16 protein-coding genes are annotated in these 19,996 nt (G+C 40.5%); 6 read left to right on the top strand and 10 right to left on the bottom strand.

Annotation, left to right across the window (positions count from 1 at the left end):
• The first annotated feature begins 4 nt into the window (after positions 1–4).
• Entirely contained in the window at positions 5–961 is a 957-nt protein-coding gene (metR, locus tag P3L56_RS02835; RefSeq protein ID WP_042848842.1) for an HTH-type transcriptional regulator MetR, read from the top strand.
• Here metR and P3L56_RS02830 read toward each other — a convergent pair.
• The 3 genes from P3L56_RS02830 to P3L56_RS02820 all read right to left on the bottom strand — a co-directional run bounded on the left by P3L56_RS02830 (position 846) and on the right by P3L56_RS02820 (position 5,059).
• Positions 846–1,745, bottom strand: a complete 900-nt coding sequence (locus P3L56_RS02830) for a carboxylate/amino acid/amine transporter (RefSeq protein ID WP_166685921.1) — start codon at positions 1,743–1,745, stop codon at positions 846–848. The genes metR and P3L56_RS02830 overlap by 116 nt on opposite strands.
• Positions 1,746–1,802: 57 nt before the next feature.
• Positions 1,803–3,452, bottom strand: coding sequence for a Na+/H+ antiporter (locus P3L56_RS02825; protein WP_048608641.1), 1,650 nt, complete (start codon positions 3,450–3,452; stop codon positions 1,803–1,805).
• A gap of 260 nt (positions 3,453–3,712) precedes the next feature.
• Positions 3,713–5,059: an NCS2 family permease gene (locus tag P3L56_RS02820; protein WP_042848844.1), complete on the bottom strand. Its 1,347-nt coding sequence runs from the start codon at positions 5,057–5,059 to the stop codon at positions 3,713–3,715.
• A gap of 662 nt (positions 5,060–5,721) precedes the next feature.
• Here P3L56_RS02820 and P3L56_RS02815 point away from each other — a divergent pair.
• Positions 5,722–7,410, top strand: a complete 1,689-nt coding sequence (locus P3L56_RS02815) for an ArnT family glycosyltransferase (RefSeq protein WP_166685919.1) — start codon at positions 5,722–5,724, stop codon at positions 7,408–7,410.
• Positions 7,411–7,454: 44 nt separating this feature from the next.
• On the opposite strand, the gene P3L56_RS02810 is transcribed toward P3L56_RS02815, so the two are convergent.
• Positions 7,455–8,651, bottom strand: a complete 1,197-nt coding sequence (locus tag P3L56_RS02810) for an MFS transporter (RefSeq protein ID WP_048608645.1) — start codon at positions 8,649–8,651, stop codon at positions 7,455–7,457.
• 193 nt (positions 8,652–8,844) lie between these two features.
• Complete coding sequence (locus tag P3L56_RS02805; RefSeq protein ID WP_042848847.1) at positions 8,845–9,597, bottom strand: sulfite exporter TauE/SafE family protein; 753 nt, start codon at positions 9,595–9,597, stop codon at positions 8,845–8,847.
• A 211-nt stretch (positions 9,598–9,808) separates the two neighbouring features.
• Here P3L56_RS02805 and P3L56_RS02800 point away from each other — a divergent pair, with 211 nt between their 5' ends.
• Positions 9,809–10,366 carry a helix-turn-helix domain-containing protein gene (locus tag P3L56_RS02800; protein ID WP_042848848.1) on the top strand — a complete coding sequence of 186 codons (558 nt, stop codon included), beginning with the start codon at positions 9,809–9,811 and terminating at the stop codon, positions 10,364–10,366.
• Here the strand turns inward: P3L56_RS02800 and P3L56_RS02795 are convergent.
• From P3L56_RS02795 to ivbL, 4 genes are all read right to left on the bottom strand, one after another.
• Entirely contained in the window at positions 10,363–11,025 is a 663-nt protein-coding gene (locus tag P3L56_RS02795) for an alanyl-tRNA synthetase (protein ID WP_042848849.1), read from the bottom strand. The two genes, P3L56_RS02800 and P3L56_RS02795, sit on opposite strands and share 4 nt — an antisense overlap.
• A gap of 199 nt (positions 11,026–11,224) precedes the next feature.
• Complete coding sequence (gene ilvN, locus P3L56_RS02790; protein ID WP_042848850.1) at positions 11,225–11,509, bottom strand: acetolactate synthase small subunit; 285 nt, start codon at positions 11,507–11,509, stop codon at positions 11,225–11,227.
• A 2-nt stretch (positions 11,510–11,511) separates the two neighbouring features.
• The gene (gene ilvB / locus P3L56_RS02785) at positions 11,512–13,218 is read right to left on the bottom strand and encodes an acetolactate synthase large subunit (RefSeq protein ID WP_272686223.1); all 1,707 of its coding nucleotides are present in this window, start codon (positions 13,216–13,218) and stop codon (positions 11,512–11,514) included.
• A gap of 103 nt (positions 13,219–13,321) precedes the next feature.
• Positions 13,322–13,411 (bottom strand): ilvB operon leader peptide IvbL, encoded by a 90-nt coding sequence (gene ivbL, locus P3L56_RS02780; RefSeq protein ID WP_105880933.1) that lies wholly within the window; start codon positions 13,409–13,411, stop codon positions 13,322–13,324.
• Positions 13,412–13,757: 346 nt separating this feature from the next.
• Here ivbL and P3L56_RS02775 point away from each other — a divergent pair, with 346 nt between their 5' ends.
• Together P3L56_RS02775 and P3L56_RS02770 are read left to right on the top strand one after the other, a co-directional pair.
• Positions 13,758–14,930 carry an MFS transporter gene (locus P3L56_RS02775; RefSeq protein WP_042848852.1) on the top strand — a complete coding sequence of 391 codons (1,173 nt, stop codon included), beginning with the start codon at positions 13,758–13,760 and terminating at the stop codon, positions 14,928–14,930.
• A gap of 238 nt (positions 14,931–15,168) precedes the next feature.
• Entirely contained in the window at positions 15,169–15,576 is a 408-nt protein-coding gene (locus P3L56_RS02770) for a helix-turn-helix domain-containing protein (RefSeq protein WP_198861122.1), read from the top strand.
• Between the two features lie 245 nt (positions 15,577–15,821).
• On the opposite strand, the gene P3L56_RS02765 is transcribed toward P3L56_RS02770, so the two are convergent.
• Positions 15,822–16,346 (bottom strand): single-stranded DNA-binding protein, encoded by a 525-nt coding sequence (locus P3L56_RS02765; protein WP_042848855.1) that lies wholly within the window; start codon positions 16,344–16,346, stop codon positions 15,822–15,824.
• 460 nt (positions 16,347–16,806) lie between these two features.
• Here P3L56_RS02765 and uvrA point away from each other — a divergent pair, with 460 nt between their 5' ends.
• Positions 16,807–19,641 (top strand): excinuclease ABC subunit UvrA, encoded by a 2,835-nt coding sequence (uvrA, locus tag P3L56_RS02760; protein ID WP_042848856.1) that lies wholly within the window; start codon positions 16,807–16,809, stop codon positions 19,639–19,641.
• Positions 19,642–19,996: the final 355 nt, after the last annotated feature.

Here is a 19,996-nt window from a genome sequence, read left to right as displayed (position 1 = left end):
TTTCATGATCGAATTAAAACACTTAAAAACATTGCAAGCGCTCAGCCAATACGGTTCATTAGCTGCAACGGCGACCCACTTGCACCAGACACAGTCGGCCCTGTCTCACCAGTTTAGTGATTTAGAGCACAGACTAGGTTTTCGGCTATTTATTCGCAAAAGCCAACCATTACGTTTCACACCACAAGGCGAAGTTTTGCTGCAACTCGCACAGCAAGTCTTGCCATTAGTGAAAGATGCGATCCGCGTATGTAATGAACCTGGCGTTTGTGCATTACGTATTGCCATTGAGTGTCACAGCTGTATTCAGTGGTTAACCCCTGCTTTGCAACAATTTCGGCAAACTTGGCCGCAAGTCAGCGTTGATTTTAAATCAGGTGTCACTTTCGACCCCCAGCCGGAGTTACTCTCAAGGGAATTAGATATCGTGATGACATCTGACATATTGGCAGAGCAAGGCCTACACTACACACCTATGTTTGACTATGAAGTGAAACTGATTGTCTCCAATGACCATCCGTTAGCCAAAAAGCCGTATATTGAGCCCCATGACTTGGCAGACGAAACCCTGCTCATCTACCCAGTACAACGGGATCGCTTTGATGTTTGGCGTCATTTTTTACAACCAGCTGGGGTCTCACCCAATGTAAAAAATGTAGATAACACATTAATTTTAATTCAAATGGTTGCAGCAAAAATGGGGATAGCAGCGCTCCCTCACTGGGCGGTTGATTCCTTTGAAAAACAAGGTCTGATTAAAACAAAAACACTGGGGAGTGGTTTATGGAGCCGACTGTACGCTGCTTGCCGTGAGGGGGAGCAGCGCCAGCCAGCCATTGAGGCTTTTACTGCGACCGCGACGGATCATGCTGTGGAGAACCTGTCTTATGTAAAGGGCGCGAAAGGATCCAACGCCTATGCACCCAAAGAGAAGCAATTATCAAGCTCGATCCTATGGTAAAGCTCAACCAATCAGGGTGCTGTTGCCAAATAGCAAAATTCACTAATAACCCTGCTGGAACCATCATGTTATTCATTATAGCAAGGGTTCCAGCATCAACTTTTGTGGCACCATAGTTCCACATAAAGTAGCCAATTCCTGACGCCACAATGCCAAGCCACAATAATACCCCCCATTGAAGCGTTGTCGTTGGCATCATTGATTTATTGCCAAATAACAACCAGCCAATCAGTGCAACTAGCGTAGCGCCCAGATAAAACCATGAAAATGCCTGATGTTGAGGAATAGGGTGTATTTCCATCAACCGCTTATAACCTACCTGCCCAATAGCAAAAAAGATATTTGCTAACTGCACGAAGAGTAAACCTAACCAAAAAGATTCACTTAAGTGATCATAACGTATGATAGCAGCACCAATTACAGCGAGTAGTGAGCTAAATAAGTAACCTTTACGGAGTGGTTGTCGTTCTAACAAATCATAAATCAACGTCACATATAACGGCGTTAATACCGTAAAAAGTAAAAACTCAGCTACCGTTAGGTATTGATAGGCATGGAATACAAAAAGATACATCACCCCAAGTTGGCAAGCACCTACCGCCATATACAGAGCAATCACCTTGAGGCTAAATTGACGCCAACGTAAGAAAGGTAAGAAAACTAACGAAGCAAGTGCAACACGCACCAATACCGAAAACCAACTGTCAACTTGGCCAGCAAGGTATTCGCCTATAAGACTAAAAGACGCTGCCCAAAGCAGCGTCGTAATAACAAGTAACCACATAATGCTGTATTTTGTCTCAAACTTAAGGGGTGTGAGTAGAATACTCGTTTTTTAGCCTTAATGCTCTTTTTCGATCAATACAGCTTCCAATAAATCCAAGTCAACCAGTAAAGATTGTAGCGTTTCGTTGCTGATTTTCTTCGTCGCACGTAAGTGATAGAGCTCACCGCGTTCCGCACGAAGCGCGGTTAAACGGAAACGACGCTCCAAGTCTTCAATCTGCAAGCTGTGTTCTATTTCATCCTGCCCAGCCGTTCGGCGCCTTAAATACCCCGTCACACGGGATGCCACCTCGCTAATATCTTCGGAATCTAGCTTTTCCTCGACATCCGCAGATAAACGCTCTTGCATTTTATTTAAGCTGACAATCGCGACTTCAGCCATTGCGGCTTTAGCCATACGAATTTCGTTAGCATCGGCATCCTTATCACCCACTTTAAAATTACGCAGTAATAAGGGTAAAGCGATAACCCCAGCAAAAATAGAGAATAGAATCACCCCCGCAGCAATAAAAATTAACTGGTAACGAGCAGGGAATGGAGAGCCATCGGTTAAAAATAGAGGGATTGAAAGCACACCCGCTAAAGTAATTGCCCCACGAACCCCTGCGAAGGAAGCAAGCCAGAGTTCACGCACAGTATAATTGGCAAATTGCAGTGGTTTTTTCTTTAAGAACAACCGGCTAAACCTTTTCATTAGCCACAGCCAGCAGAAACGGAGTAACAATAAAGCAAAGTAAATCACGGCTACCGCTGCAAATAGCATCCACGTTTCTACACTAGGGTCAAGTTCTGCTTGGATAACTGACGTTTCCCAGATACCCGGTAGCTGTAGCCCTAACATAATGAAAACTAAACCGTTAAAGACAAACTCAAGCATTGACCAAACGCTATCTGCACGTAACCTCATCGCTAATGGAGCGTTACGGATCACACCTGATTTTGTGATGGTCATCCCTGCTGCAACTGCCGCTAAAATACCTGAAAAACCAATATGCTCTGCAATCATATATGATGCGAATGGTAACAAGAGCATAAACACAATTTGTGTTGCTGGGTCGTCACCACTCCAACGGCTCATAAGGCGCAATGATTTACTGTATAGCCAAGTAACGATAATCCCCGACAGTAAACCACCCACAGCGACTTTGAAGAACTCAATGGTGACACCTGAAGTGCTAAACACCATCGTGCCCATCGCAATTGCGACGGCAAATTTTAATGCAACCAGACCGGAAGCATCGTTCATCAGAGCTTCACCTTCAAGTACGCTCATCATCCGCTTAGGAATTCGCCCTTTCCCAACAATGGAAGATAACGCTACGGCATCTGTAGGTGACAATACCGCGGCAAGCGCAAAAGCGGCAATTAAAGGTATACCCGGCATTAACCAGTAAATTAAATAGCCAATGCCGATTACAGTCACTAACACCAAAACCAACACTAAAATAAAAATTTCTCGGCCATTTTGGAAAAATTCACGTGTTGGTGTCTTCCAACCATCAACAAACAGCAAAGGTGGGATCAGTAGAACCATAAATAGTTCAGGGTCAAAAGTGACATGCAAGCCAAATTGAGGCCATGCAAGTAATGCACCGATAGCAATTTGAATGAGGGGAAGCGGAATTCGAATAGGTAAAACTTTAACGGCAACTCCAGAAATAGAGACCGCTAAAATCAGAATCAAAATAGTAAAGAAAATTTCCATGTTGCCCTTACTGATTAACCAGACGACCAAAGTCTAAAATTTGCCTGCCGCCGCATAGTAAGAGATAGCACCGTCCAGACCATGATTGTTCAAATCGAGCCAGTAACGAGTGGAAACTATGGACTTCCACTTGGTTCACCGCCTTATATCTATTTTATCCTTAGCAATTATTTTTCGGGGAAAAAATTACCATTTTGCGATTAATCGATATAAAACGTTAAATAAGGCGATAAGATCGCCTTATTTAAATATTATGAACCTTAAATAGCTAATCCTGAGGCATAAAATACCACTAAAAGCACCGCAATAATCACAGTTCCCACATTCAGTTTACGCCATTCACCCGCACAAATACGGCCAATCACCAATGCGGCGAAACCAAGCATAATACCAGTCACAATATTACAAGTTAAAACAATAAACACCGCACACAGTAAACCTGACATTGAATCAACAAAGTCATCAAAATCAAGTTTAGAGACATTACTTAGCATCAACAGGCCCACATACATCAATGCAGGTGCTGTCGCATAAGCAGGCACTAAATAAGATAATGGTGATAAAAATAAAATTAAGAGGAAGAGTACCCCAACAACCACAGCCGTTAACCCTGTACGACCACCCGCTGCGGTTCCTGCTGCTGATTCAATATAGACTGCGGCAGGAGATGCACCGATCGCACCAGCAAAAATACTACTCACTGAGTCGGCAGTTAGCGCCTTACCACCATCAATAATTTGCCCATCTTTATCTAAAAGGTTAGCTTGCCCCGCAACAGCACGAATTGTCCCTGTTGCATCAAAAACAGCTGTCATCACCAACGCAAGTAAGCTTGGTAATACCATGGGTTGTAAAGCCCCCATAATATCCATACTAAATACTAGAGATAGCCCATCGTCACCCAATGATGGTAATTTAAAGAAACCTTGATATTGGACAGCGGGGTCAAAAATCAACCCAATAATTGAAATAGCGATAATCACCAGTAGAACGCCGCCCGGAACACGACGTTTTTCTAAACCAAAAATAACCGCTAGCCCAACGAGTGACATTAACACAGGGAAAGAGGTAAATTCCCCCAGAGCGACGGGTAAACCTGCATTTGGGTTTTTGATCACTAAACCAACACCATTTGCTGCGATTAGCAATAAAAACAAACCAATACCTATCCCTGTACCATGGGCAATCCCCATTGGCATATTACGTAAGATCCAGCTACGAATACCTGTAACAGAGATAATGGTGAATAAACACCCCATTAGAAAAACGGCGCCTAGTGCCACGGGTATACTAATTTTTTGCCCTAAAACTAAGCTAAATGCAGTAAAAGCTGTCAATGAAATCGCACAGCCGATGGCCATTGGCAAATTTGCCCATAGCCCCATCAGCAAAGAACCAAACCCCGCCACTAAACATGTTGCAATAAAAACAGCGGTTGGAGGGAAACCAGCCTGCCCCAGCATACCAGGCACAACGATGACAGAATAAACCATCGCTAAGAATGTAGTTAGCCCTGCAATGATTTCACGGCGAACTGAAGACCCGCGTGCTGTTATCTTAAAAAATGAATCCAATTTACAGTTGGATGACGCCTGTTGGCCTGACATGGTGTACCTCTGCTGTTAATAGTAAACGAATACTCTCAAATAGTGCTGACGCCTAACGCATACGTTGACGTAAACGATTACGTTTTCAAAAAATAAAACCAATTGAGAATAAATTCTCTATAAAAACAGTTACGCAATCGTTTGGCTTTGAAATTAGAATAAAACGTATTGTGAGGAGGGCAATTATCGTTCTAAAACGGGCTAATGATCAAGTGTTTTTAGCATATCCCCCTGATATTCCCCCTTTCGTATTCAACAAAGGCTTATCAGTTTTTTTGCTAAGTACTTCCTTAAGGATAAAAAATATCTATTCCCCTCTGAGCCTTAAACGGACTTTCTAAAATTCCCTTTATTTTCATCGTAGTTATTTTAAGTAAAAATAACTAATTACTTTTCATATAGCGTTTGTTTAAAGAGAGTGATTATTTTTCTTGGTATAATCACAGAATATTTTCTTACAAAACGAACAACTTAAAAAATATTTATTTATGGTAGAATAATTTTCATACAAACCATTAAACATGCTTTTTTACGTTGTTTTTATTGAGAAAATAAAACATACATGGAGTGAATATAATTCATATATATATACACTCAATTATTGTCAACCATAGTTATAATTCTGATTTATTTATAATAACGAACACAAAAAACATATTAAAATGTCAAATAAGAATACATCAATAATCACTTTACAACGGGGTGTTTTACTACTTTTTATTTGTTTCCTCGCAATGTATTTATTACCGGGAATATATAGCCATAGCCCTTGGAAGCAAGATGAAAATTATAGCTTTGGCATTATTCAAACCATGTATGAAACTAATGAATGGTTAGTCCCAACAAATGCGGGTGAACCATTCATGGAAAAACCTCCGCTTTATTATTGGGTTGCTACTATTACATCCCATTTATTTTCTGGTTTTATGCCCCTTTATGATGCAGCTCGTAGTGCAACTTTGCTGTTTTCAGCGCTCAATTTCGCTTTCTTTTTATGCTTAGCGCGCCGCTTTTTCCAAGCTAAAGACTTTACGGATACACGCATTTGGTTAGCTTTCGCACTCTATGCCTGTGCCCCAGGGGTTCTGCGCCACAGCCATGATATGTTCACAGATGTTGCTCTTATGGCTGGGGCAACTATCGGCCTTTATGGGTTACTCGGGCTAATACAGCAACAGAAACTGTTGATGTCTAGCCTTTGGTTATCCCTAGGGACGGTAATCACAATGCTCTCAAAAGGGGTTTTCATCCCCGGCGTTTTATGGATTTGCTTAATTTTATCCCCTATTTTTATTCGCCAATGTAGAACCAAGCAATTCTGGCTATTCAGTTTATCCGCAGGGTTAATCGCCCTTGTTGCTATTTTACCTTGGCCTATCCATTTATACTTGCAGCATCCTGACTTATTTATGGTGTGGTTTTGGGAAAACAATATTGGTCGCTTTTTCGGGTTTTCTGTCGAAAAATTAGGTGCAAAAGCCAATTTAACACGTATTCCAGCTGCCGTTTTATTGTTCGCCTTTCCTTCGGGTCTACTAGCTACAGCATATTTTTTAAGGCACCCTATCAAGCGGTTATTCAATCAAAACCAATATTTACTCACCCTATTTCCTTTATTAGGCATTGTTTTTTTGCAGCTTTCAGCTTCAGGTCGTGCCTTGTATTTGCTCCCATTTATTGCCCCAATGGCGATTTTAGCAACACAAACACTCTTAGCTGCTCCAGCGAAAATTTTACGTTATATTTCATATTTCGCGGCAATATTCTGGTCATTACTGATTCTATTTCTTTGGGCCTGTTACCTAATAGCATTAACAGGCCACCAGCAAGAATGGCTCAGCCCTTTTAGTCGCTGGCTACCGATGAGCTACCAGATGCCATTTTCCTCAGTGGCTTTTGTGAGTGGCTTAGTCATTACCTTAGTTTGGTTTTTACGTAATAAAATCATCGCTAACCCTATTTCACCTGCATTTCAGATGATGAAAAATTGGTTACTTGGGCTATGTTGCGTCTGGGGCGTGATTTTAACCTTATTTCTCGGATGGGTGGATTACACTAAAGGTTTTGAGGGAGTTTTTGTCGATTTAGATCAACACTTAGCAGGCCAATTTACTGCAACTGACTGTATGGCTTCAGATAATATTGGCGAATCAGAAGCACCCATGCTCTATTATTACACTGGTATCTTACACCAACGCCAAGATCGTTTTGAGCGCCCCGCACAATGCCGTTGGTTAATTGTACTATCAAAAGAAATTAAACCGGCCCCACAAGGTATGAAGTTATTTTGGCACAACCATAGGCCAGATGAAGATCGTGAAAACTTAGTGGTATATAAAGCTATTGAGTAATCGATAAGCGGTGTACTCCCTACCTGAGTGCACCGCTAAATTAATTAATTTGTTAATTGTTCAATAGATTGAGCACTGTACTTCTCACGAGTAAACCATAAAAAGATAGCCGCAGATAAAATCAGTAACACTGGTAGGCCTGAAGGTGAAATAGATGTAGCAATGCCCCCTAACAACGGCCCAGATAAATTACCGATCCCCCACAGCATAGCGGCAGCAGCATTCGCTACAATTAATTCATTCCCTTTAAAATACTGGCCTATCTGGACTAATGCGATGGTGTAAATTGCCCCTGCTGTTGCCCCTAAAACAAACAACAACCCCCAAATAAGATAAGGTTGGTCTATCAAAAAAGGGAGTAAAAAACTTGCACCTAATGTCACAACACCACAAATTCGATACAGTTTTTCTCTATTCATATGGTCAGCTAGCCAGCCAAACGGCAGTTGCATAATCGCATCACCGGCTAAAATTGCGCTAATCATTAATGCAGCAACAGCCTCTGTGTGGCCCATCCCCATCCCATAGATTGGAAACATAGATAGAATAGTGCCATCAAAAAAAGCAAAAAATAAAATCCCACCGCAAATACCTGGGGCAATTTTTACAAACTGAATAATAGAGAAATTAGACTTCGCGGCAGCCTCTGCGGAATGATCACCAACTTTTTGATCCATCAAAAGAAATAACGCCACCGAAATTAAATGGATCAATGTACAAATTAATAATGGTGATTTGTCTTCCACGCCATAATAAGCAATAAATGATGGCCCGAGTAATTGGCTCACTGTAAAGACAGTCGTATAAATCGCCAATATGCGGCCCCGCTTATTTTCTGGGGATAGTTCATTGATCCACGTTTCCCCTAAACAAATCATCACACCACTAGCCAAACCAGTAACGAGCCGCAAAGGAAATAATAACCACAGCGGTAAGGTACTGAGTAATGGCAATAAACTCACAGCAGAAATGATGGTTGCCAATAACATGGCCTTTCGCTTACCTGACCATAACACAATACGTTGGACTACAGGCGCGATTAAAAACATCCCTAACGCAGGTGCTGCGGAAATAATGCCAATATACAATTCATTGACACCATAATTATGTAACCTAAGCGCGACCATCGGTATACTTAACCCGATCACGATACCAATAACAGCAATACTCATGGTGATCGTAAAAATAGCGAAAAACGGGGAACGACGACAATTTTGCAAAAACTGATTATCAGAGCTCATTTTGAACTTAACTCGTTTCCTCTTCAAAAGAAACAGGTTTTAACTCCATGAATAAATAACTATTTAAAATAAAAAACCAATAAGCCACTAATGAAAACTATAGTTAGCTCATCAATTGTAGCATGACTAATATATTCCGCTATTTATCTCTACAAAAGCAGATTGTATTATTTATTTTAATGCCTTAGATGAACTAAAGAACAAAAAAATATCGATATAACAATGCGATTCCTGAGACTAAAATAACAATATTAATAATTTTCAAAAATGCTTCACGGGAAATTTTTAAGGTAATATGCCTACCCGCCCAAATACCGATTAACATTGCCGGGGAAAATGCCAAAGCAATCAATAAAATATCAATATTTAGATAAACACCCATAACCAAGAATATGATTACTCTGGTAAGAGTACTAAAGCCAATCAGTGTCATCTGAGTGATACGAAAACGTTGTTTATCTTCAATTCGGCTCGATAAATACATCGCATAGATAAACCCACCACTACCAAATAAGGCACTGAAAATACCGCCTATTAAACTGAATGGAACAACAAGTGCTTTGGAAAATGGTGTTTTCACTTTCTTGGAGAAGAAAGTGTTTAATACATAACCGATCACGAACAAACCCAGTAATAATACTAAAATATCCGGTCGCGTTTTTAATAAAATAGCGGCTCCAATTAAACTTCCTATTACCATTAGTGGAATTATCCATTTTATCTCTTGATAATCGGCTTTTTTCCCATCTCTAAATAAATTTAAAATGGCCGCAGTTAAATCAATTAGCGCTAATATTGGGACAATCATACTTAAGGGCAAATACATAGCCAGCACAGGAGTTGCGATAAGAGCTGAGCCAAACCCCGCCATACCAAAAACCAAATAAGCGAAAAGTAAAGTCACAAAACAAATCGCCATCTCTGGCGTTAATAACCCAAACGGCATACTGATTTAACTCCTAAAATTTTTGATACTCTCACTATAAATTTTTTAGGACAGATTAAATAGCCTTATTTTTTTGTGGGTAAATTTTAAATACTATATCAAAAAATAAAATAACCTCTTTAAATACAATATAAGATGGAGAATATGTGATTAGTTCTACTGAGTCATGTAGAATTAGCATAATGAATTGGAATTTAGGGAAAGCCATATTGTGGATAAAAAAATTAATATAAAAATTGGTCAAAAGATCCGTTTACTTAGGCAAGCTAGAAACCTTTCTTTGAATGAACTATCTCGCCTATCTGGGATCTCAAAAGCCGCATTATCCAAATTAGAATCCGGCGATTCAAACCCACGTATTGATACATTAGAATCGATTGCCATCGCGCTGCGTTTTCCGCTTAGCGATTTATTTACACGCCAACATGAAGCTTATCCCTACTTTGTCAAAGGGTCCTCGAGTGAAGAGGAATATTCACAGCAATTTAAATTCCGTATTAGTATGGGGAATATCTCCGAAATCTGGCAATTAACCATGAAAAGAGGGGCTATTATTAATAGCCCTGCGCATATGAGTGGAACCCATGAGCACATTATGGTGAATTCAGGTTCACTAATGTTGCGTTTGCATAACGATCAAAACATCATTCTAGAAGCAGGCGATTTTTATGCATTTAGCGGTGATTTTCCACATTCTTATTTATGCATAGAGGGAGAGTTACAAGCGACTGTAGTCATGACTTACTCCCATATCAGCGAAGGTGTTTAAACCGAGGCATGTTGTGCATCATAGCTAATGCGCAACGTCCCTTTTTTATATTTCATCGACTTAATTGAAAAATGCGTAATGCTATCCAATGAACCAACGTGCGTTCCTCCGCATGGCATTTCTTCAGTTTGGTCGATATAACTGATCCTCAGCTCGTCGTTTTGTTTTATTTCAACTTTCCGGCCACTGCTAATGCTTTGATTAACAATATCTTCAATATATTGACTATCCAGTTTTTCAAACGGCACAACCTCACCATCCATCATACAAAACTCGACTCGAGATTCATCAGGAAAATGATGCCCTTTTTGTGCAAGCCAGCCAAAACGCCGTAATTCCCAGTTTAACAAATGCCCTGCGGTATGCAGTGCGGCATATCGTTGACGTTTTTCTCCGTCAATGGCTGCAACAACGGTGCTCTCTAAATTTAAATTTATCCCATCAGGGAGATAAGCAACAATCAAACCGTTTAGGTGTTTCTTAATACGAACGGGCTCATTATTAACCCAAGCAGTATCGGCGGGTTGCCCACCACCTTGTGGATGGAAAATGTTATCTTGTAGTGCAACCCAGTGCCCTTCCTCGTCACTACCTTGTTTTAATAGAACTGTTTCTACTTCATATTGGTAAGTATTGGTGAGATAAATGTTGTTCTGCATAACTTTCGTACCTTTTATTATTCAATTTAGCAGAATGTATTCGCTTTTCATTCCCTAAACTATTTCTATAACCGCTTAAATTTATATCACCTTTGTTCGCTTTAGGAAACCCTTATTTATGATACTACGTTGAAAATTAATCATGATAAAAAAAGCCCACACGCATTGTGTAGGCTATTAAAAAAGGTGCTGATAAGCATTACTGCAAATAATTCTGCATGGTTTCGAAGAGACGTAAATCGTCACTGAAACGAACTTCTCTCACATCTTCAAGCTTTTCAACTTGATTAATCATTTGTGATAGACGCTCGTCTTTTTGCACCAACAGCCATATCCGGCTTTCATCTTTATTTTTAATTGGCATACAAAGAATGCCATCAACGTTAAAAGCTCTGCGTGCGAATAAGCCACATATATGTGACATCACGCCGGGATGGTTACGAACAATTAACTCTAAAGCTATTGGGTGATGTTCAAATGCCATAATTAAGCTCCAATCATATCAATGTTAGCTGCGCCTGGTGGAACCATTGGATAAACCTTCTGGTTAACATCAATTAAAACATGGATCAAACAAGGGCCTTTGGTATTCATCACCCTTTCCAGTGCCATTTCAGGATCTTCTTCATTATTTAAATCACACGTTTGTAAGCCAAAACCTGCCGCTATCTTAATAAAATCAGTTTGATAAGGATAAGCTGCCGCAAATATACGATTCTCAAAGAACAGATCCTGTTGTTGATGTACCATTCCCAACGCTTGGTTATTCATCAAAACAATTTTTATATTTAATTGGTGCTCGGCGGCTGTCGCCAGCTCTTGAATATTCATCATCAAGCTGCCATCACCCGAAAAACAAACAACCGTTTTGTCTGGCTCGGCTAATGCGGCTCCAATCGCCGCTGGTAAACCAAACCCCATGGTGCCTAAACCACCAGAAGTCAGCCATTGGCGAGGGCGCGATAATGGATAAGCCTGAGCTGCCCACATTTGGTGTTGCCCAACATCAGTTGTGATAATCGCATCTTCACCCGCAGCCCGCGCAGTAGAAAGAACTAATCCATAATGATTTAACGGGTTGTCTGCCTCGCGGAGATCCAATGGGTATTTATTTTTCAATTCACTAACTTGATTAACCCATTCAGTACGTTCATTACGTTCATTACGTTCAACTAAAGGTAATAATAGTTCCAAGATCTGCCCTGCATCTGCGTGAATGGCGATATCTGGTCGTTTAATTTTACTAATTTCCGCTTTATCGATATCCACATGAATGATTTTTGCATTAGGGCAAAACTTCTCTGCCTTCCCGATTGCTCTATCGTCAAAGCGTGCGCCAATAACAATTAATAAATCAGACTCTTCCATGACCATATTTGTGCTAGCAGCAGCATGCATGCCTAACATACCTAAATATAATGGGTGTCGCATAGGGATAGTGCCAAGCGCCATTAAGGTCATCGTCGTCGGTAATGAGGCTTTTTCCGCAAACGCAATCGCTGTTTCTGTTGAATCAGAACTAATAACCCCACCACCAAAATACAGTACTGGGCGCTTCGCATTATTAATCATTTCAGCTGCTTGCAGAACTTTTTCCATATCAAATGCTGGCGCTTTATCTTTCGGTAATACTTCTGGTATTTCAGTCAGTTCAATAGTGGCAGTTTGAACATCCTTTGGAATATCAATCCAAACAGGTCCCGGACGCCCTGACTCTGCTATACGAAAAGCATCACAAATAACTTGAGGTAATTCATTGATAGAACGAACTAAATAATTATGTTTAGTGACAGGAATAGAAATACCATAGGTATCAACTTCCTGAAATGCATCGGTCCCAATCATTGATGAGGAAACTTGAGCTGTAATACAAACTAGCGGGATAGAATCCAGTTTTGCATCCGCAATGGCGGTCACTAAGTTGGTCGCGCCCGGACCACTTGAAGAAATGCAAACGGCCGCTTTCCCTGTAGTACGCGCGATCCCTTGCGCAATAAACCCCGCACCTTGCTCATGACGAGCCAAAATATGCTGAATTTGCTTACTTTTCCCTAAAGCATCATAGAACGGTAAAGCCGCCCCGCCAGGAATGCCCGAAACAATAGTAATACCATGTTTTTCTAATAAATAGACGATTAACTCTGCCCCTGTAAAACAGGTTTTATGTGGTGATGTAGTGCCCGATCCGCTCATCATAATTATCCTTTGCTAGCCTGCGACCCCAAGCGGAAGGTAATAAAAAACCCCGCTCGGTTTGCGCCGGCGGGGTTTCTAAATCTGCGTTGATTTGTACCCGTTACGGCGCTAAGCCCACGACCACCACCACACGCACGACCACCGCGGCACATGGCGCGGTTAGTAGTAGGTTTGAGTGATTAAAAGTCATGTTCACGGGGTTTTCCTGTTTAGTTTATTTGGTTTAACTTATTTGATTATTGTTCTTGCTTTCTTTAAGAAAACATAAATTTCTGATGATGACAATCATTTTTTTGCGTTTTAATTTCTACTAATCTCAAATGAGATATACATCACACTCCTCCTAAACCAACGAATAAACTGGGTATATCAATAAACTCAGAATTAAATTTTGATTAAATTTTCCTTTTTTACCCTACATTAAGACTTGACTTAAAGTCAACTTGAAGTAGTACCTTATGTAATATTCTACAGAATTACCCTATTAAAAATATCTTATTACTTGATTTTAATAACTTTTAGTTGAGAGAGGGCTTATGCCAAAATCCGTTTGGTGGTTAACAACGACGCTTGCATTGTTTATAACCGGAAATGCCATTGTACTTTCTGTTGCTGTCGTGGTTGGAGAAAAATTGGCAACAAACCCCACTTACGCAACGCTCCCATTATTAAGCCAGTATATTGGTTTGATCCTCGCAACCATCCCAATTGCCTATGTAATGCAAAGGTACTCAAGAAAAATAGGATTTATTATTGGCAACATTGGCGGGTTAATTGGTGCTGGGTTATCTATACTTGGCGTTTTAGAAAGTAGCTTAATTTATTTTTCTATCGGGCTATTTTTCACTGGTATTGCAATAGGCACTGCACAACAATTTCGTTTTGCGGCAATCGAGGAAGCTCCTGTTTCTTTGCGAGCTAAAGCTATTGGGCTTGTTATGAGTGGGGGCATTGCTGCTGCGTTAATTGGCCCAACCCTAGCGGTTACCACCCAAGGATTTTTTGCAGAATACCCTTTTGCTGGCCCATTTATCACATTAGGCATCATTTATCTTATCGCTTTTCTTTTATTATTAATTGTCCCCTTGAAGAAGGCTGTTAAGTCCACAACAGACAAAACCTTAGTTAAACGTAGCTATAAGGATTTGTATTTACAGCCAATTTTAATGCTGATTGCAATTGTTAGTGCTGCAGGTTACGCCATTGTTGTCTTTACTTTTGCCTCAATTCCTTTATCTATGAAGCAACATGATTTCCCCTTTTCTTCAATTGCAATTGTATTTCAGTTTCATGTACTTGGCATGTTCGCTCCATCATTCTTTACGGGCACATTAATTCATCATTTAGGCGCAAAACGCATTATTTTCTGCGGTATTGTTTTATTAATTTTATCTGCTGTCATGAACTTACTCGCTAACCATTTTTATAACTATCTTTTCGCGGGTATTTTTGTCGGTGTAGCATGGAATTTAATTCTTATCAGCACGACCAACCTGCTACCACACACCTATGAAATACATGAACGTGCCAAAGTACAAGGAATGACGGATTTTCTTATTTATTTTTTTGGGGGAATTGGCAGCTTAGCTGCGGGTATGTTGTTTTTCACTCTAGGGTGGCAAGTGATGAATATCTTATCCGTTGTTATATCCATCGCAATTTTGGTCGGTTTTTGGCAGTTAAAAAGATATATTCCAACGCACCAATAAACCATTTAATACTCACATCTTAATTCTGTGCTTATGGTGTAAAAACAAGTTCATGATAGTTTGTTGCTCCATAAATATATCACCATAAGTCAAACAACACTGGTTGAGTACTAATTAAAATTTTGCATTATTGTTATTTCACAAATTAACAGCCTGTATTTATATCTGTTTATCTTTTATTTATTGGTAATTTACATAATCAGAGATATGATTAAAAAGTAACTAGTAGGAAAATATTATGTATAAAGAAATTACTGTTCCCTACCAAGGGAAATACACGGAATTTCAATCTACAGTTGTCAATGAGATATTAGTTTGGATTGAAATGAACTTAACCAATCGTCTATTACTCGACGATATTGCACTAAAATCGGGATATACGAAGTGGCATTTACAGAGGGTATTTCGCAAAGTTGTTGGGATACCTTTAGGTGAATATATTCGCCGAAGGCGGATATGTGAAGCAGCAAAGGACCTCTGCACGACCGACCTTCAAGTTATTGATATAGCAATAAAATACCAATTCGACTCCCAGCAATCATTTGCAAAGCGGTTCAGAGCATATTTAGGTACATCACCGTCAATTTACCGAATTTCCGGTGAAAGCCAAAATGACCCTTTACTACTGGAACCCAAAGTTGCCTGATACGCAATATGAAAATAAAATTTGTATATTCTTTTATTCAACCTTCAATACAAAGCTCCATGTAAGTTAATTACTGGAGCTTTTTCTATTATTACCTTAAGAAAATATTAATTTAAGAAACTCTTAATTTAAAATTAATAATCTCTTAAGGTTTAAAGTTATTATTTAATTTATTAAGATAAAAATAAAGGCCTCACAAGGAAGCCTTCATTATATTTAATATATTCCTCTAATTATATTGATAATTAAAATGGAATATCATCATCGAAATCCATTGGTGGCTCATTAGTTTGTGGTGCTGGTGCTTGTGAACGAGCTGGCGCACCACCGCCACTAAATTGTTGAGCAGCTTGAGCTTGTGGCTGCTGAGGCTGACCCCAACCCCCCTGACCGCCTTGCCCTTGTGATGACGAATCACCACCACGACCACCTAGCATTTGCATTGAACCACCGATATTAACAACAACTTCAGTGGTGTAACGGTCTTGACCGCTTTGATCTTGCCATTTACGGGTTTGCAAAGAACCTTCGATGTAGACTTGTGAACCTTTTTTTAAATATTCACCCGCAACCTCAGCTAATTTGCCGAAAATAACCACGCGGTGCCATTCTGTTTTTTCACGCATCTCGCCGGTTTGCTTATCGCGCCAACTTTCAGAAGTTGCCAGAGTCAGGTTTGCCACAGCCCCACCGTTAGGCATATAACGGATTTCTGGATCTTGTCCTAGGTTACCGATAAGAATTACTTTATTTACGCCTCTGCTGGCCATTTATTACTCCTGATGCATTGAATTTTAATCTCTGGATTAGCCGAGAAGTTTACCACGACCTCGCTGATTTGCACCACGAAATTGAAACTCCCCCTCGAACTTGCGAAACACTTTCCAAATTTTAGTGTAATTTCTGAGTGCAATTTCAGTATAGACACAAAATAATTCACCGTTTCCCCTTCGACAAATTCGTTCTTCCCTTGAGCTTATGTATAATTGTACATTTTTAAGACTAAAACTCCCCACTCTAGACTGTTTAATTCATAGCTAGGCGGCAAGCGAAGGCATTACAAAGGTATATATAAGTATGTAACTACCTAGCCAAGCACAACCAACAGCACTAAGAATTTAAATAGGAGTAGTAGAAAAATATGGCAAGTACTGTATATCCATTCAGCCATAATTATGTGATAATGATCGCTTGCGATTGTTCAATATCAAATCATCCGGGAAGTGGTAAATGGATAATATCGAAGTACGCGGCGCACGCACGCATAATCTGAAAAACATCAATCTCGTTATCCCTCGTGACAAACTGATTGTTATTACGGGTTTGTCTGGCTCTGGGAAGTCATCTTTAGCTTTTGATACCCTATATGCCGAGGGTCAGCGCCGCTATGTTGAGTCCCTATCCGCCTATGCACGCCAGTTTCTTTCTTTAATGGAAAAACCGGATGTCGACCATATTGAGGGGCTATCTCCAGCCATTTCGATTGAACAAAAATCGACTTCACATAACCCACGGTCAACTGTCGGGACAATCACTGAAATTCATGATTATCTACGTTTATTATTTGCTCGTGTCGGTGAACCTCGTTGCCCTGATCATGACATACCACTAGCAGCACAAACAGTTAGCCAAATGGTTGACAATGTACTAGCGCAGCCTACCGACCGCCGGATGATGTTATTGGCTCCTGTCGTTAAAGAACGCAAAGGCGAGCACGTTAAGTTACTTGATAACTTAGCAACACAGGGTTATATCCGAGCAAGAATTGATGGCGAAGTCTGCGATCTTTCTGATCCTCCAAAGCTCGAATTACAAAAAAAACACACGATTGAGGTTGTTGTCGACCGCTTTAAAATTCGTGATGATATCGCCCAACGTTTAGCCGAATCCTTTGAGACCGCACTCGAGCTTTCCGGTGGTAGTGCTATTGTTGCCGATATGGATGACCCAAGTGCAGAAGAATTGGTTTTTTCTGCTAATTTTGCCTGTTCGGTGTGTGGTTACAGCATGATGGAACTTGAGCCACGGCTGTTTTCCTTTAACAATCCAGCGGGGGCTTGCCCAAGTTGTGATGGCTTAGGTGTTCAGCAGTTCTTTGACCCTGAACGGGTTATCCAAAATACAGAAATATCCCTGTCTGGCGGGGCTATTCGTGGCTGGGATCGCCGTAATTTTTATTATTTTCAAATGATAATGTCATTAGCAGAACATTATAAATTTGACGCAGAAGCGCCATACAGTTCATTAAGTCCTGCTATCCAAAAAATTATTTTATACGGTTCAGGCAAAGAAACGATCGAATTTAAATATCGTAACGACCGTGGCGATGTCACTGTTCGTCGTCACCCATTTGAAGGGGTGCTCAATAATATGGAGCGCCGTTATAAAGAAACAGAATCCACTGCGGTACGTGAAGAACTCGCCAAATACATAAGCAATCGCCCTTGTGTTTCTTGTCACGGAACCCGTTTGCGTAAAGAAGCGCGCTTTGTTTTTGTTGAGAATACAACATTACCTGAAATTGCTGATTACAGCATTGGCCACGCAATGGCGTTTTTCCAAAATCTAAAACTCACGGGTCAACGTGCGCAGATCGCAGAAAAAGTATTAAAAGAAATTGGCGAGCGGCTGAAATTCTTAGTTAATGTGGGGCTTAATTACCTTAGTCTTTCACGTTCTGCGGATACCTTGTCTGGTGGGGAAGCTCAGCGTATTCGTTTGGCAAGCCAGATTGGGGCTGGTTTAGTCGGGGTGATGTATGTTCTTGATGAACCTTCAATCGGCTTACACCAGCGTGATAACGACCGCTTACTCGAAACGTTAATCCACCTGCGTAATCTTGGTAATACTGTTATCGTCGTAGAGCATGACGAAGATGCCATTCGCGCCGCTGATCATGTGATTGATATTGGGCCTGGGGCCGGTGTACATGGTGGGCAAGTTGTCGCTCAAGGCACATTAAATGATATTGTCACGAACCCTGACTCTTTAACCGGTAAGTATTTAAGTGGTGAGCGTAAAATAGAAATCCCTCAGCAACGTGTCCCTATTAACAAAGACAAAATACTCACTGTATTTGGTGCTAAGGGTAACAACCTAAAAAATGTGACGCTAAAAATCCCTGTTGGTCTATTTACTTGTATCACAGGGGTATCAGGCTCTGGTAAATCAACACTAATTAACGATACTTTATTCCCTATAGCTCAACGCCAACTAAATGGTGCAACAACCATTACTCCAGCCCCTTATTTGGATGTAGAAGGTATAGAACATTTCGATAAAGTTATCGATATTGACCAAAGCCCTATTGGCCGTACGCCTCGTTCAAACCCTGCCACCTATACGGGGGTGTTTACACCAATTCGTGAGCTATTTGCCGGTGTTCCTGAGTCAAGAACACGTGGTTACAACCCGGGGCGCTTTAGTTTCAACGTCAAAGGTGGGCGCTGTGAGGCATGCCAAGGTGATGGGGTCATTAAAGTAGAAATGCACTTTCTGCCTGATGTGTATGTCCCTTGCGACCAATGTAAAGGCAAACGCTATAACCGTGAAACGTTAGAAATCAAATACAAAGGGAAAAGTATTCATGAAGTCCTCGATATGACAATCGAAGAGTCTCGTGAATTTTTTGATGCCGTCCCAGCACTCGCTCGTAAGCTACAAACCCTGATGGACGTAGGTTTATCCTATATTCGTCTTGGCCAATCCGCGACCACATTATCCGGTGGTGAAGCCCAACGAGTAAAACTCGCCAAAGAGCTATCTAAACGGGGTACTGGGCAAACTATTTATATTTTAGATGAACCAACAACGGGTCTGCATTTTGCTGATATTCAACAGTTATTAGCTGTTTTACATCAGTTACGTGACCAAGGAAACACCATCGTTGTCATTGAACATAACCTTGATGTGATTAAAACGGCAGATTGGATTGTCGACTTAGGCCCTGAAGGTGGTAGTGGTGGTGGTGAAATTTTAATTTCCGGCACTCCTGAAGAAGTCGCTGAGTGTGAAAAATCACATACTGCAAGGTTTTTAAAGCCTATTTTAGAGCGCGGTTATTAAAAACTAAAGGCACAGGGAAAGCCGCCATGGCTTTCCCTTCATATCATCTGTATTCTTTCTAACCTAACGAATAACTAGTTATTAATACAATAATATCAATTAAATCAGTTTATTGTTCATCCGTCCTCAACAATGAACCTAAATCGCATATGGCTTTCAGTGGATAGCTATTAGAACCAGTTTCTGACGGGGTAGCTCATACTTATTTATATCTGACTGCCGAAGAATTATTATTATTGTCTTCAGATCTTTTGTGTTTTATTTGATATTCTGATGTTTTATTGATATTAGCATCGTCATACGACGAATAAATTAAACTGGCGTCGATTATACTGAGTCATTCCTTTATTGTGAG

Source organism: Providencia sp. PROV024, assembly GCF_032709665.1.
Taxonomy (GTDB): domain Bacteria; phylum Pseudomonadota; class Gammaproteobacteria; order Enterobacterales; family Enterobacteriaceae; genus Providencia; species Providencia huashanensis.
This window is presented reverse-complemented; position numbering and strand designations above follow the sequence as displayed.

Coding starts and splice junctions, on each gene's coding strand:
- metR (WP_042848842.1), top strand. CDS start 5: ATGATCGAATTAAAACACTTAAAAACATTGCAAGCGCTCAGCCAATAC.
- P3L56_RS02830 (WP_166685921.1), bottom strand. CDS start 1,745: ATGTGGTTACTTGTTATTACGACGCTGCTTTGGGCAGCGTCTTTTAGT.
- P3L56_RS02825 (WP_048608641.1), bottom strand. CDS start 3,452: ATGGAAATTTTCTTTACTATTTTGATTCTGATTTTAGCGGTCTCTATT.
- P3L56_RS02820 (WP_042848844.1), bottom strand. CDS start 5,059: ATGTCAGGCCAACAGGCGTCATCCAACTGTAAATTGGATTCATTTTTT.
- P3L56_RS02815 (WP_166685919.1), top strand. CDS start 5,722: ATGTCAAATAAGAATACATCAATAATCACTTTACAACGGGGTGTTTTA.
- P3L56_RS02810 (WP_048608645.1), bottom strand. CDS start 8,651: ATGAGCTCTGATAATCAGTTTTTGCAAAATTGTCGTCGTTCCCCGTTT.
- P3L56_RS02805 (WP_042848847.1), bottom strand. CDS start 9,597: ATGCCGTTTGGGTTATTAACGCCAGAGATGGCGATTTGTTTTGTGACT.
- P3L56_RS02795 (WP_042848849.1), bottom strand. CDS start 11,025: ATGCAGAACAACATTTATCTCACCAATACTTACCAATATGAAGTAGAA.
- ilvN (WP_042848850.1), bottom strand. CDS start 11,509: ATGGCATTTGAACATCACCCAATAGCTTTAGAGTTAATTGTTCGTAAC.
- ilvB (WP_272686223.1), bottom strand. CDS start 13,218: ATGAGCGGATCGGGCACTACATCACCACATAAAACCTGTTTTACAGGG.
- ivbL (WP_105880933.1), bottom strand. CDS start 13,411: ATGACTTTTAATCACTCAAACCTACTACTAACCGCGCCATGTGCCGCG.
- P3L56_RS02775 (WP_042848852.1), top strand. CDS start 13,758: ATGCCAAAATCCGTTTGGTGGTTAACAACGACGCTTGCATTGTTTATA.
- P3L56_RS02770 (WP_198861122.1), top strand. CDS start 15,169: ATGTATAAAGAAATTACTGTTCCCTACCAAGGGAAATACACGGAATTT.
- P3L56_RS02765 (WP_042848855.1), bottom strand. CDS start 16,346: ATGGCCAGCAGAGGCGTAAATAAAGTAATTCTTATCGGTAACCTAGGA.
- uvrA (WP_042848856.1), top strand. CDS start 16,807: ATGGATAATATCGAAGTACGCGGCGCACGCACGCATAATCTGAAAAAC.